This is a genomic window from Shinella sp. NM-101 (assembly GCF_021401195.1).
GTDB lineage: Bacteria > Pseudomonadota > Alphaproteobacteria > Rhizobiales > Rhizobiaceae > Shinella.
In genome coordinates this window covers 20,470-32,908 of sequence record NZ_JACBFT010000020.1, presented here as the reverse complement: position 1 = coordinate 32,908, position 12,439 = coordinate 20,470, and the positions used below count along the sequence as shown (strand labels likewise).

Sequence of the window (12,439 nt, the reverse complement as noted above, 5' to 3'; positions counted from 1 at the left end):
TCAAATAGCTATTCGTCAGGCAATACCCGATTTATGGCCGTTCGAACAGATTTCTTCTGTCCTCCACTTCCGCTCGGCAGAAGCAACCCTCCACATGGTCGTTGACGAGACCCATGGCCTGCATGAAGGCATAGACCGTCGTCGGGCCGACGAAGGTCCAGCCGCGCTTCTTCAGGTCCTTGGACAGGCGCACGGAGGTGGGGGTCGTCGGGTTGGCGGCGATCGTCTCCCAGTCCACGCGCACCGGTCGCTCCTGCGGCCCCGGCTCGAAGCCCCAGAAATAGCGGGCGAGCGTGCCGAACTCGTCGCGCAAAGCCTGCGCGCGGCGGGCATTGTTGATCGTCGAGACGATCTTGCCGCGATGGCGCACGATGCCGGGATCGGCAAGGCAGCGGGCGACATCCGTCTCGTCGAAGGTTGCGACCCTGTCGAAATCGAAGCCGGCGAAGGCGGCGCGGAAACCCTCGCGCTTGCGCAGGATGGTCAGCCAGGAAAGACCGGACTGGAACCCTTCGAGGCAGATCTTCTCGAACAGGCGGTGATCGCTGGTGACCGGGCGGCCCCACTCCTCGTCGTGGTAGCGGCGATAGTCGTCCAGCCCGCCATGCCATGCGCAGCGCGTGCGCCCGTCCTCGCCCACCACCAGTCCGCGTTCCGTCATCGCCGTCTCCGTTTCCTTTTTGTTCCGGTTTACCACTCATCAACCACTTTTGGAAAGCGGGTAATAACCCTACTCAAAGCTTTATCCGCATCGCGCATGTCGAATGAACGGGCGTTTACCATTCGCTTCATCGAAGGGTGCAAGCATCCTTGCGAACCGGCGCCGTTCCTCCCCTTCCGGCGCATCCCGGCGACGAACAGTAGCGAGTACGTCCGATGTTGATACGAATCCTTCTTGCAGCCACCATCCTGGCCACCACGACCAACGCCTATGCGAGCGACCGCTACATGAGCCGGCCGCCCGTCATCGTGAGCCCCGACCTCACCGCCCCCTGGCTGATGCAACTCACCGGCGCGGGCGTGCAGCCCGCCGTCAACACCCGCCGGATCATCCAGCGCCAGCGGGTGGAGCAGCGCCGCGTCATCCGGCGCGACGGCGCCCGCGTCGAGCAGGTCGCGGTGACGAGCCGCGCGCAGAACCCGATCCGCTCGAAGCTCGACCCGGCTTACCTGCCGCAGCTCGTTTCCTACGACAGCAAGCACAAGGCGGGCACGATCGTCATCGATACCAACAACCGCTTCCTCTACCTCGTGCTCGGCGACGGCAAGGCGCGGCGCTACGGCGTCGGCGTCGGCAAGCCGGGCTTCGAATGGGCCGGCGCGCATACCATCACCCGCAAGGCCGAATGGCCGAGCTGGACGCCGCCGAAGGAGATGATCCAGCGCGAGGCGGCCAAGGGCCATTACCTGCCGGCCTTCATGGAGGGCGGCCCGGAAAACCCGCTCGGCTCGCGCGCCATGTATCTCGGCTCCACGCTTTACCGCATCCACGGCACGAACGCGCCCTGGACGATCGGCTACGGCGTTTCCTCCGGCTGCATCCGCATGCGCAACGAGGATGTCGTCGATCTCTACGAGCGCGTGAAGGTCGGCACCAAGGTCATCGTGATCTGACGGCGCCGCTTCCGGCAAGGACCATGCAAATCCAGCATCTCCGGCTGCCGGCGCGGCCGGAGATGTTTGCTTTGCGGCAACAGATGCTGGGAAAACCCGAAGAAATCCGCGCCGACAAACGTTCCGTGGACGGCAAGCCGGCTTGCAATTGATCAAGACTCTCGGCTAGCCTCTCGAAATTCAAGGAGTGAGAGGGACTATACCATGCGGAAATACGCATCGATCCTGCTGGCGGCGGCGCTTGCCGCCACCGCGGTCATGCCGGCCACGTCGGCGAACGCCTTCCCCGGCGCCCTTCCGGGCGACCGGATCGAGACGACCTCCAGCGTGACGCTCGTCGCACAGCCGCAAAGCAGGAAGCAGGTCGCGCAGAAATACAAGCGCACCAAGGTGCGGTTCGTCACCGACCAGGCGCCGGGCACCGTCATCGTCGATACGAACAACAAGTATCTCTACTATGTCGAGGGCAAGAACCGCGCGACGCGCTACGGCATCGGCGTCGGGCGCGACGGCTTCGGCTGGTCGGGCGTGGTGAAGGTCGGCCGCAAGGCCGAGTGGCCCACCTGGACGCCGCCGGCCGAGATGCGCCGCCGCGAGGCCAGGAAGGGCCGCATCCTGCCCGCCGTGCAGCAGGGCGGCGAGGACAATCCGCTCGGCGCGCGCGCGCTCTACCTCTACCAGGGCGGCCGCGACACGATCTTCCGCATCCACGGCACGAACCAGCCCTGGACGATCGGCCAGAACATGTCCTCGGGCTGCATCCGCATGATGAACAAGGACGTGGAGCATCTCTATGCCCGCGCCGGCATCGGCACCAAGGTCATCGTGGTCGGCCCCGGCAACAAGCAGGGCGCGATCAGCTACAACGACCGGGGCATCGACTTCCTCGGCACGCTGTTCGGCTTCGGCGGCTGATCCCGCCGGTTCTTCAAGGCAGATGACGATGCCGGCTTGCGGGCCGGCATTCTGTGTGTTGACAAACCTCGCCTCGCCCACGCCGTCATCCTCGGCCTTGTACCGAGGATCCGCTACCACATTGAAAAATCGAGACGTTGCAGATGCTCGGGACAGGCCGGGCATGACGGAAGAGAGGGTTTCACACTTTGTCGGCAGCCTGGATGCCGGCCTTCAGGCCGGCATTTTCGTATCCTGCGCCGGGAGCGCTGCCGGCCTTTCCCCGCCATAGGCCCAGTCGAGCAGTTCGACCGTGTGCAGGATCGGGATCGCCGTTCCCGTGGCGATCTGGGTGATGCAGCCGATATTGCCGGTCGCGATGAGATCGGGCTTCGTCGCCTCGATGTTCTTCACCTTGCGCGCCTTCAGCTTGCCGGAAATCTCGGGCTGCAGGATGTTGTAGGTGCCGGCCGAACCGCAGCACAGGTGCCCTTCCGCCGGATCGCGCACGGCAAAGCCCGCCTTCTTCAGGAGCGTCTTCGGCAGCATGGTGATCTTCTGGCCGTGCTGCAGGGAGCAGGCCGAATGATAGGCGACCGTCAGCCCCCTCGCCTCCTGCTGCGGCAGGTCGAGGGTGGCGAGATATTCCGTGATGTCCCTGGCGAACGCCGAGACGCGGGCGGCCTTTTCCGCATAGGCGGGATCGAGGCGCAGCATGAAACCGTAGTCCTTGATCGTCGTGCCGCAGCCGGAAGCCGTGACGATGATGGCGTCGAGCCCGCTTTTCTCGGCCTCGCCGAGCCAGACGTCGACATTGCGCCGCGCCGCCTCCAGCGCCTCTGCCTCCCGGCCCATGTGATGGACGAGCGAGCCGCAGCAGACCTCGCCCGCTGGCGCCACGACCTCGACGCCGAAGCGTGTCAGCAGACGGATCGTCGCCGCGTTGATCTCCGGCTTCAGCACCGGCTGGGCGCAGCCCGAGAGGATCGCCACCCGGCCGCGGCGCGGGCCGGCGGCGGGGTGGGTGCCGGGCCCTGCGCTGTCGGCGGCTTTCGGCAGGCTGCGGGGCGCAAGGTCCAGCATGGCGCCGAAGGGTTCGAGCGGCTTGAAGCGCTTGAGGAGGCCGGCGAAGGGGCGGCCGAGATGTGCCGCCCTCAGCGCCAGGCGGAAGCGGCCGGGGTGGGGCAGCACCGCCGCCAGCACGCTGCGCGCCAGACGGTTCCAGAAGGGCCGCCTATAGGTCTCCTCGATATGCATGCGCGCATGGTCGACGAGATGCATGTAGTCGACGCCGGAGGGACAGGTGGTCACGCAGGAAAGGCAGGAGAGGCAGCGGTCGATATGGGTGACCACTTCCGCATCGGCCGGCCGGCCGTTCTCCAGCATGTCCTTGATGAGGTAGATGCGCCCGCGCGGGCTGTCGAGCTCGTTGCCGAGCGTCACATAGGTGGGACAGGTGGCCGTGCAGAAGCCGCAATGCACGCATTTGCGCAGGATCTTTTCCGATGTCGCGACATGGGGATCGGCGAGCTGCCCGGCGGTGAAGTTGGTCTGCATCAGTCGGCGCCCTTCCTATACCGGCATGGACGGCGCAGTCCGCCGTCTGCCTGACTGCATCCTCTTCCCGTAAACGGGGCTAGGAACGAGGGGCTCGCCGTTTTGCTCCTTCTCCCCGCCCGCGGGGAGAAGGTCCCGGCAGGGGGATGAAGGGCTGCGTCAACATCAATCATGCTCTTCATCCCACCATCCGCGACCGGAACAGTCCGTCCGGATCGAAGCTCGCCTTCACCCGCGCCTGAAGCATTGCGACCGCCTCGGCCTGCGGCTGGAAGACCTCGCTTGCCGCCAGTGCCTCCGCCCGCGCGCGCAGCAGCGTGGCGTGCCCGCCGCCAACGGCCTTGATGTAGCGGCGCAGCAGCGCTTCCTCGGGATCAGCCTCCATGCGCAGCCAGACGAGGCCGCCCTGCCAGTCGTAGAAGGCGTCGACGCCGGTTTCGAGGCGGAGGGCGGCGACGAGCTGCTGGCCGGCGACGGGGGCGACGGAGACGCGCCAGAGCGGGCGCGGGGTGCCGTCGGCATAGGGCGCGCCGTCGCGGATCTCGCGCCAGAGGCGGCGGGTGGCTTCCGCCTCCAGCCGCGAGACGGCGCCGAAACCGGCCATGGCGGCAGCAAGCCTTTCCGCGCGGACAGCGACCGAGGCGGCCAGCCCTTCGAGACGGAGCACGGTGGCGGCGCCATCCGGCAGCGCGCCGCCGGCAAAGCGGCCGCGCACGCTTTCGGGAAGGTGGGCGGCGCCCGAGACCTCGACCGACATCGACATGGCCGTCGCCATGGCGGCGGCGGCTTCCGCGTCGTTGAGACCGGAGACGACGAGGGTGACGGCGGTTTCGGGCACCGGCAGCAGCCGGAAGGTGACCTCCGTCAGGAGCGCCAGCGAACCGTGCGAGCCGGCGAGCAGCTTGACGAGGTCGAGGCCGGTGACGTTCTTCATCACCCGGCCGCCGGCCTTCACCACCTCGCCCCTGCCATTGACGAAACGCACGCCGAGGAGGCTGTCGCGCGCCGCGCCGGCCGTAAGACGGCGCGGGCCGGAGGCATTGGTGGCGAAGACGCCGCCGATGGTCGGCAGGCCCGAGGTGCCGAGCACGCCGCGCAGATCGTTCGGCTCGAAGGCGAGCATCTGGCGCTTTTCGGCAAGCGCCGCCTCCACCAGCTCCAGCGGCGTGCCGGCGCGGGCCGTCATGGTCATTTCGGCGGGATTGTAGGCGACGATGCCATTGAGGCCGCGCGTCGAAAGGACTTCGACCCCCTCCTGCGCCGGATGGAGGCTGCGCGTGCCGCCACCCCGGATGACGAAAGGCGTCTTGGAGAGCGCGGCGACCTGGACGAGGCGCGCGGCGGCCTCTTCGGAAAGCGGTTCGTGGATCGGCGTCATGCGGCGGGGCGCCCTTCGAGCGGGAAGACCTTGGAGGGGTTGAGCAGCCATTGCGGATCGAAGGCGGCGCGCACGGCCATCTGCTGCGCGAGGTCGACATCGCTGTACTGGTGGCGCATCAGGTCGCGCTTTTCGATGCCGACGCCGTGCTCGCCGGTCAGGCAGCCGCCGGCATCGACGCAGAGCCTCAGGATGTCGTTGCCCGCCGCCTCGGCGCGTGCGGCATCCTCGGGGTCGTTGGCGTTGAAGAGGATGAGCGGGTGCATGTTGCCGTCGCCGGCATGGAAGACATTGGCGACGCGCAGGCCGTATTTCGCGACGATCTCTGCGGTACCGCGCAGGACGTGCGAAAGCTGGCCGAGCGGCACCGTGCCGTCCATGCAGATATAGTCGGCGATGCGGCCGGTCGCGCCGAAGGCGGACTTGCGGCCCTTCCAGATCAGCGCCGCCTCGGTGGCGGACTGGCTTTCCTTGACGACCTTGACGCCGTGCCGGCCGGCGATCTCGATGATGCTGGCGAGCATCGCGTCCATCTCCGCCTCGGAGCCCTCGACCTCGACGATCAGCAGCGCCTCGACATCCATCGGATAGCCGGCATGGGCGAAGGCCTCGCAGATCTCGATGGCCGGCTTGTCCATGAATTCGATGGCGACGGGGATGATGCCGGCGGCGATGACGTCGGCGACGCAGGCGCCCGCCTCCTCCGATGTGTCGAAGCCGAACAGCACCGGGCGCGCGCCCTCGGGCCTGGCGATCAGGCGCACCGTCGCCTCCGTGACGATGCCGAGCTGGCCCTCGCCGCCGCAGACGACGCCGAGCAGGTCGAGACCGCCGGCATCGAGCGCCTTGCCACCGAGATCGACGATCGTGCCGTCGATGAGCACCAGCTTGACGCCGAGCAGGTTGTTGGTCGTCACGCCGTATTTCAGGCAATGCGCGCCGCCGGAATTCATGCCGATATTGCCGCCGATGGTGCAGGCGAGCTGCGAGCTCGGGTCGGGCGCATAGAAATAGCCGTCGGCGGAGACGGCATCGGAAATCGAGAGGTTCGTGACGCCGGCCTGCACCGTCGCCGTGCGGTTGGCGTAATCGACATCGAGGATGCGCGCCATCTTGGAAAGGCCGATGACGACCGCATCCTCCTGCGGGATCGCCCCGCCCGAAAGCGAGGTGCCGGCGCCGCGCGGCACGACGGGCACGCCGTAGCGATGGCAGTATTTGAGGACGGCGGCGACCTGCTGCGTCGTTTCCGGCAGGGCGACGGCGAGCGGCAGGCGGCGATAGGAGACGAAGGCGTCCGTCTCGAAGGGCACCAGTTCGCGCGGCTCGTGCACGAGACAGCCTTCCGGCAGGAGGTCGAGGAGGTCGGCGACGATCTCGCGGCGACGCGACAGGACCGCCGGCCGCGGTTCGAGGAAACCGATCTGATCCATGCCTTCCCTCCCATGCCCTGTCTCGCCTCGCGCAGACAGGAGCATTACCCCGTTCGCCGGAACATGCAAAGTGGTCTGTTTTCTTTACCACTTTCTATTGCATGGTGCAAATGCTAAGCATTTTGTCCGTTTCGGCACCAATGTGGACCCCGCCTGCATGACCAATCTCGGCGATCTCGAAATCTTCTCCCGCGTCATCGCCATGGGCAGCATGTCGGCGGCGGGCCGGGCGCTCGGGCTCTCCCCGGCCGTTGTCTCCAAGCGCGTGAAACGGCTGGAGGAACGGCTCGGCACGCGGCTCTTCCAGCGCACCACGCGGCAGATCTCGCTGACGGAGGCCGGACAGGGTTTCTACGAGCGCATCGTCGGCATTCTTGCCGGCATCGAGGAGGCGGAGGCCTTCGTTTCCGGTCGCTCCGGCGCGGTGCGCGGGTCGCTGCGCATTTCCGCGCCGACCTCCTTCGGCCGCATGCATATCGCCTCCCATCTCCGGGGCTTCATGGACAGCTACCCGGATCTCGTCGTCAACCTCGTCCTCACCGACGACTTCTCCGACATCGTCGGCGGCGGCTTCGACCTTGCGATCCGCATCGGGGAACTGTCGGATTCCTCGCTCGTCGCGCGACGGCTGGCGCCGGTGCGCCGCGTGCTCTGCGCCGCGCCCGACTATCTCGCCCGCCACGGCATGCCGGCCTCGCTGGAGGATCTCGCGCATCACGTCTGCCTGCCGCCGCACACGCAGGACACCTGGCGGCTCGAAGGGCCGGAAGGCAACGTGACCTATCGCCCGCACGGGCCGCTCTACACAAATTCCAGCGAGGTCGTGACCGAGGCCGTGCTTTCCGGCATGGGGATCGCCCTGCGCTCGACCTGGGATGTCGGCGCGGCGCTGAAGAGCGGCGGGCTTATGCAGGTGCTGCCGGCCTATGAGGGCTCGCGCAACGTGGTGCTTTCGGCGGTCTATCCGAGCCGGCAGTTCCTGCCGGTCAAGGTGCGGCTGTTCATCGACTACCTCGCCGAGCTCTACGGCCCCGTGCCCTACTGGGAGCGGTAGGACGCCCCGTCAATGGCGGTCCTCCTCCGCATGGCGGCGGCGGATCGCGCGGACGAGCAGCCACATGCCGAGGATGACGAAGGGCACCGCGATGCCCGTCAGCGTCTCCGGCTTGACCGGCAGCCCGACCCCGTGCGCCGCCTTGGCCATGTAGCCGAAGAGCCCCACGACATAATAGGAGATCGCCGCGACCGACAGGCCCTCGACGGTCTGTTGCAGGCGGAGCTGCAATTTCGCGCGACGGTCCATGGAGTTGAGCAGCGTCGAGTTGAGCTGCTCCAGCTCGACGTCGATCCAGCTTCGAAGCAGCGCCGTGGCGCGGGCGAGCTTGCGCGAGAGGTTCGCCTGCCGCTCCTCGACGGACTGGCAGGTGCGCATGGCCGGCGCCAGCCGGCGCTCCAGGAAGAAGCCGAGCGTCTCATAGCCCGGCACCGCCGTTTCGGCCAGGGTGCGGATGCGCTCCTGCACGATGCCGTAATAGGCGCGGCTCGCGCCGAAGCGGTAGAGGCTGAGCGCGGCGTTGGCCTCCAGTTCGGCGGCAAGGCGGGTGATCTCGGTGAGCAGCTCGTCGGCCTTGTCGCGGGCGTGCTGCTTCATCGCATTGGTGATGCCGGTGAGGCCATCCTCGATGCGGCGGATGTCGGGCGAGAGCGACTGGGCGAGGGGAAGGCCCATCATGGCCAGCGTGCGGTAGGTCTCGATGTCGAGCAGGCGCTGGACGAGCGCGCCGCGCCCGGCCTCCGTCATGCCACGGTCGATGACGAGGATCTGCGTCAGCCCGTCGCCGTCCTGGCGGAAGTCGGTGAGGACGACGCCCTGGCCGTTCTTGATCTCGCTGTAACAGAGGCTCGTCGGATCGAAGGCCGAGATCGCCTCGCGGGTTTCGGGCGAATCCGGCCGGATTTCGAGGCGGATGCCGGAGATCAGCGTGCCGGGCGGCGAGAAGCTGTCGCCGAAGGGGTGGACGGCGACCTCGCCGCCGAACTTCTCCGGCACGGGCGCATCCCAGAAATAGGTCGAGAATTCGGTGTGCCGCTCCCAGCGCAGCGTGCCCTGCCCCCAGCTCAGCGCGTGGTGGCTGGAATCGCGGCCGGGCGGCGAGATGCCGCGCGAGCGCGACAGCTCCGCCATGACCGCATGGTCGACCGCCGAGCCGCCCTCGGTCAGGAAGGCGAGCTGGAAGATGACGCGCGGCGACGGCACCAGCGCATATGGTCGTGCGTGAATTTCCCCGAGCGCCTGCGCACGCGCAACCGACTGCGGAAAGGCGAAACTACCCTTTGCCATGCCCTGCACCCGTCCCCCTCATGATGCAACAGCATATTCTTAACAAATGTCATGGGTGCGCAGATAGGGCGCATTGACGCAGGCAGGCGAATTCGCAGTGGACAAGATTGTTGACCAGTTTCCGCCCGCATTGGTAGTGTTCCGGCGTGACCGACACCAGCTTCGACCTCTTTTCCCGAATCAGCCACAGCCGGACCTCGGACGAGGTCGTGCGGCAGATCGAGCTTTTGCTGCTCGACGGGGTGCTGCGCGACGGCGACCGGCTGCCGGGCGAGCGCGAGCTTTCCCGGCGCCTCGACGTTTCCCGCCCGATCCTGCGCGAGGCGCTGAAGGAACTGGAGAACCGTGGCCTGCTGGTCAGCCAGCACGGCGGCGGCACCTATGTCGCCGACATCATCGGACAGGTGTTCTCGCGCCCCGTCGTCGACCTCATCGCCCGCCACCAGCGCGCGACGGAGGACTACATCGAGTACCGGCGCGAGCTGGAAGGCATCACCGCGGAGCTCGCCGCGCGCCGGGCGACGGACTACGACCGGCAGATGCTGACGCGCATCATGGAGGCGATGCGCGCCGCCCATGCGAGCGGCTCCTTCGACGCGGAACTGGAGGCGGATGTCGAGCTGCACAACGCCATCGGCGAGGCGGCGCACAACATCGTGCTGCTGCATACGCTGCGCGCCTGCTACCGGCTGCTGGCGCAGGGGATCTTCTTCCACCGCCACCTCGTCTTCTCCTCGCAGGAGGCGCGCGGGCACCTGCTCGCCCAGCACGAGGCGATCCATGCCGCCATCATGGCCGGCGACGGCAACGCGGCGCGCAGTGCCGCCCAGGCGCATATGGACTATATCGCCGCCGCGATCCGCGATGCCGAGCGCAGCGGCGAATGGCAGCGCATTTCCCAGCTTCGCATGCAAAAGCGCGGCCTGCCGTCGCAAGCCTGACTTGCGCCGCAAATCTCGCGCAAGCAAGATGGCCGATAACGACTCAACGCGCGCTTCCCCGCAAAAGGAATGAAAAAGACCTTGAACATTCTCAACCGTATCGTCAGCGACGTCCATCTCATGTTCCGCAGGCCCGCCCGCGAACAGTATGGGGCGCTGTGCTATCGGCTGAAGAAGAAGCGTCCGGCGGTCGAAATCCTGCTCATCACCAGCCGCGACACCGGGCGCTGGGTCATTCCCAAGGGCTGGCCGATGGACGGCAGGAGCGCTTCGGCCGCCGCCGCGCGCGAGGCGTGGGAAGAGGCCGGCGTGAAGGGGACGATCCGCGAGGAGGCGATCGGCAGCTACCGCTACATGAAGGGCCTGCCGGGCGGATTGAAGGTCGACTGCCGGGTGCGCGTCTTTCCGCTCGTCGTCGGCGACGTCTGCAAGGACTTTCCGGAAAAGGGCGAGCGCCGCGCCTCATGGGTCGATTGCGCGGAGGCGGCCGCCCGCGTGCAGGAGCCCGGCCTGAAGACGCTCATCCTCGCCTTCGAGGGGGAAATCCTCGCCGCGAGCGCAATGGCGGTCAAAAACGGCACGTCCGACGCCTGACGGCGCGGCTATCGTCTTGCCGCCGGTGCCCTGAGGCGCTAAAGCGCGTCGCGATCTTCGAGCTTTGCTCCCTGCGCTCGGCTCCTGGATGTCTCGCATGTCGTCATCGCAAAACCGCTGCACACGTTTGCGCGACATGCTTTAGTGCCCGCCGGCCAAACGGAGCAGCATGAATGGCGAATTCTCAGGTCCAGCTACGCAAGCCGACGCTGGACAAGGACCTTGAAAAACTCACCTTCACCGAACAGGCCACGCATTTCGTGCTGCGGTCCTGGACGGGCGTCGGGATTTCGCTCGTCTTCCTGTTGATCGCCATGGCCGTCGCCGGCTCCTTCGCCCTCGGCACGCCGGGCGTCCTCGTCATCGCGGTGACGGCGGCGCTTGCGGCCTACATGGCCATGAACATCGGCGCCAACGACGTGACGAACAATGTCGGCGCGGCCGTCGGCGCACGCGCCATGAGCATGGGCGTCGCCCTCGTCATCGCCGCGATCTTCGAGATCGCCGGGGCGCTCCTGGCGGGCCAGGGCGTGGCGGAGACGGTCGCCTCCGGCATCATCGACCGGTCGATCTTCCCGAACCCGGAAACCTTCGCCTGGGCCATGATGGCGGCGCTTGTCTCGGCGGCGCTGTGGATCAACATCGCCACGCTCGCCAATGCGCCGATCTCGACGACCCACGCCATCATCGGCGGCGTCATCGGCGCCGGCGCGGCCGCGAGCGGCTTCGAGAGCGTGCAATGGGACTCCATCGCCCTCATCGTCGTGAGCTGGACGGTCTCGCCGATCCTCGGCGGCGTCATCGCCGCGGCCTTCCTCTACTTCATCAAGGAAACCATCATCTACCGCGACGACAAGATCGCGGCGGCGAAGACCTGGGTGCCGGTGCTCGTCGCGCTGATGGCGGGCACCTTCGCGGCGTTCCTGGCCAATGGCGGCACGAACGGCTTCTACACCCTGCCCCTCGCCGAGGCGATGCCCATCGGCCTTGGCGTCGGGCTCCTCGTCTATTTCCTGACCCGGCCGGTGATCCGCCGCCACGCGGAAGGTCTCGACAACCGCAACCAGTCGCTGCGCACGCTGTTCCGCATTCCGCTGATCTGCTCGGCCGCCCTGCTTTCCTTCGCGCATGGCGCCAACGACGTGTCGAACGCCGTCGGGCCGCTCTACGGCGTCGTCTCGGCGCTACGCTCGGGCCTGAACGCCGGCACGACGGCGATCCCCCTCTGGGTGATGGTCATCGGCGCCTTCGGCATCTCGCTCGGCCTGCTGCTCTTCGGCCCGCGCCTCATCCGCATCGTCGGCAGCGAGATCACCAAGCTCAACCCGATGCGCGCCTTCTGTGTGGCGCTCTCCTCGGCGGTCGCCGTGCTGACGGCCTCCGTCTTCGCCATCCCCGTCTCCTCGACGCATATTGCCGTCGGCGCGGTGTTCGGCGTCGGCCTGTTCCGCGAATGGTACACGCGCAACTCGCGCCGGCGCATCGACTATATCCGCGCCCGCGGCAACCGCATCGCGCCAGAGGAGCCCCCGGCGAACCCGGAGGAGACCAGCCGGCGCTATCTCGTGCGCCGCTCGCATTTCATGACGATCGTCTCGGCCTGGATCGTGACGCTGCCCGTTTCCGCGGCCCTCTCGGCGCTCGTCTTCCTCGCCCTCAACGCGCTTTTCAACTGAGAGACCGCCGA

Annotated in this window: 12 protein-coding genes; 7 read left to right on the top strand and 5 right to left on the bottom strand. The window is 67.3% G+C overall.

Annotation, left to right across the window (positions count from 1 at the left end; all coding sequences use genetic code 11):
- Positions 1-31 precede the first annotated feature (31 nt).
- Positions 32-661, bottom strand: coding sequence for a DNA-3-methyladenine glycosylase I (locus L0976_RS24885; protein ID WP_234189656.1), 630 nt, complete (start codon positions 659-661; stop codon positions 32-34).
- Between the two features lie 215 nt (positions 662-876).
- On the opposite strand from L0976_RS24885, the gene L0976_RS24880 reads away from it, so the two are divergent.
- Genes L0976_RS24880 through L0976_RS24875 form a run of 3 tightly spaced genes read left to right on the top strand, consistent with a single transcriptional unit; the run spans position 877 to position 2,529 of the window.
- Complete coding sequence (locus tag L0976_RS24880) at positions 877-1,614, top strand: L,D-transpeptidase (RefSeq protein WP_234189655.1); 738 nt, start codon at positions 877-879, stop codon at positions 1,612-1,614.
- Between the two features lie 23 nt (positions 1,615-1,637).
- Entirely contained in the window at positions 1,638-1,766 is a 129-nt protein-coding gene (locus L0976_RS28670) for a hypothetical protein (RefSeq protein WP_255696189.1), read from the top strand.
- 52 nt (positions 1,767-1,818) lie between these two features.
- Complete coding sequence (locus tag L0976_RS24875) at positions 1,819-2,529, top strand: L,D-transpeptidase (RefSeq protein WP_203317987.1); 711 nt, start codon at positions 1,819-1,821, stop codon at positions 2,527-2,529.
- A gap of 213 nt (positions 2,530-2,742) precedes the next feature.
- Here L0976_RS24875 and glcF read toward each other — a convergent pair whose 3' ends face one another.
- The 3 genes from glcF to L0976_RS24860 form a co-directional block, all read right to left on the bottom strand.
- Positions 2,743-4,065, bottom strand: coding sequence for a glycolate oxidase subunit GlcF (glcF, locus tag L0976_RS24870; protein ID WP_234189654.1), 1,323 nt, complete (start codon positions 4,063-4,065; stop codon positions 2,743-2,745).
- Positions 4,066-4,243: 178 nt separating this feature from the next.
- Positions 4,244-5,443: an FAD-binding protein gene (locus L0976_RS24865; RefSeq protein ID WP_234189653.1), complete on the bottom strand. Its 1,200-nt coding sequence runs from the start codon at positions 5,441-5,443 to the stop codon at positions 4,244-4,246.
- The gene (locus tag L0976_RS24860; protein ID WP_203317984.1) at positions 5,440-6,876 is read right to left on the bottom strand and encodes an FAD-linked oxidase C-terminal domain-containing protein; all 1,437 of its coding nucleotides are present in this window, start codon (positions 6,874-6,876) and stop codon (positions 5,440-5,442) included. Before L0976_RS24860 ends, L0976_RS24865 begins: the two co-directional genes overlap by 4 nt.
- Before the next feature lie 157 nt (positions 6,877-7,033).
- Here L0976_RS24860 and L0976_RS24855 point away from each other — a divergent pair, with 157 nt between their 5' ends.
- Positions 7,034-7,930 carry a LysR family transcriptional regulator gene (locus L0976_RS24855; protein ID WP_203317983.1) on the top strand — a complete coding sequence of 299 codons (897 nt, stop codon included), beginning with the start codon at positions 7,034-7,036 and terminating at the stop codon, positions 7,928-7,930.
- Positions 7,931-7,939: 9 nt separating this feature from the next.
- On the opposite strand, the gene L0976_RS24850 is transcribed toward L0976_RS24855, so the two are convergent.
- Positions 7,940-9,217, bottom strand: a complete 1,278-nt coding sequence (locus tag L0976_RS24850) for a DUF3422 family protein (RefSeq protein WP_234189652.1) — start codon at positions 9,215-9,217, stop codon at positions 7,940-7,942.
- Between the two features lie 146 nt (positions 9,218-9,363).
- Here L0976_RS24850 and L0976_RS24845 point away from each other — a divergent pair, with 146 nt between their 5' ends.
- The 3 genes from L0976_RS24845 to L0976_RS24835 all read left to right on the top strand — a co-directional run bounded on the left by L0976_RS24845 (position 9,364) and on the right by L0976_RS24835 (position 12,428).
- Complete coding sequence (locus tag L0976_RS24845) at positions 9,364-10,158, top strand: FadR/GntR family transcriptional regulator (RefSeq protein ID WP_203317981.1); 795 nt, start codon at positions 9,364-9,366, stop codon at positions 10,156-10,158.
- An 81-nt stretch (positions 10,159-10,239) separates the two neighbouring features.
- Positions 10,240-10,752 carry an NUDIX hydrolase gene (locus L0976_RS24840; protein WP_234189692.1) on the top strand — a complete coding sequence of 171 codons (513 nt, stop codon included), beginning with the start codon at positions 10,240-10,242 and terminating at the stop codon, positions 10,750-10,752.
- Positions 10,753-10,925: 173 nt separating this feature from the next.
- The gene (locus L0976_RS24835) at positions 10,926-12,428 is read left to right on the top strand and encodes an inorganic phosphate transporter (protein WP_234189651.1); all 1,503 of its coding nucleotides are present in this window, start codon (positions 10,926-10,928) and stop codon (positions 12,426-12,428) included.
- Positions 12,429-12,439: the final 11 nt, after the last annotated feature.

What these genes read in the sequence shown, in the direction of transcription:
- L0976_RS24885 (WP_234189656.1), bottom strand. Translation starts at nt 661, where the DNA reads ATGACGGAACGCGGACTGGTGGTGGGCGAGGACGGGCGCACGCGCTGC.
- L0976_RS24880 (WP_234189655.1), top strand. Translation starts at nt 877, where the DNA reads ATGTTGATACGAATCCTTCTTGCAGCCACCATCCTGGCCACCACGACC.
- L0976_RS28670 (WP_255696189.1), top strand. Translation starts at nt 1,638, where the DNA reads ATGCAAATCCAGCATCTCCGGCTGCCGGCGCGGCCGGAGATGTTTGCT.
- L0976_RS24875 (WP_203317987.1), top strand. Translation starts at nt 1,819, where the DNA reads ATGCGGAAATACGCATCGATCCTGCTGGCGGCGGCGCTTGCCGCCACC.
- glcF (WP_234189654.1), bottom strand. Translation starts at nt 4,065, where the DNA reads ATGCAGACCAACTTCACCGCCGGGCAGCTCGCCGATCCCCATGTCGCG.
- L0976_RS24865 (WP_234189653.1), bottom strand. Translation starts at nt 5,443, where the DNA reads ATGACGCCGATCCACGAACCGCTTTCCGAAGAGGCCGCCGCGCGCCTC.
- L0976_RS24860 (WP_203317984.1), bottom strand. Translation starts at nt 6,876, where the DNA reads ATGGATCAGATCGGTTTCCTCGAACCGCGGCCGGCGGTCCTGTCGCGT.
- L0976_RS24855 (WP_203317983.1), top strand. Translation starts at nt 7,034, where the DNA reads ATGACCAATCTCGGCGATCTCGAAATCTTCTCCCGCGTCATCGCCATG.
- L0976_RS24850 (WP_234189652.1), bottom strand. Translation starts at nt 9,217, where the DNA reads ATGGCAAAGGGTAGTTTCGCCTTTCCGCAGTCGGTTGCGCGTGCGCAG.
- L0976_RS24835 (WP_234189651.1), top strand. Translation starts at nt 10,926, where the DNA reads ATGGCGAATTCTCAGGTCCAGCTACGCAAGCCGACGCTGGACAAGGAC.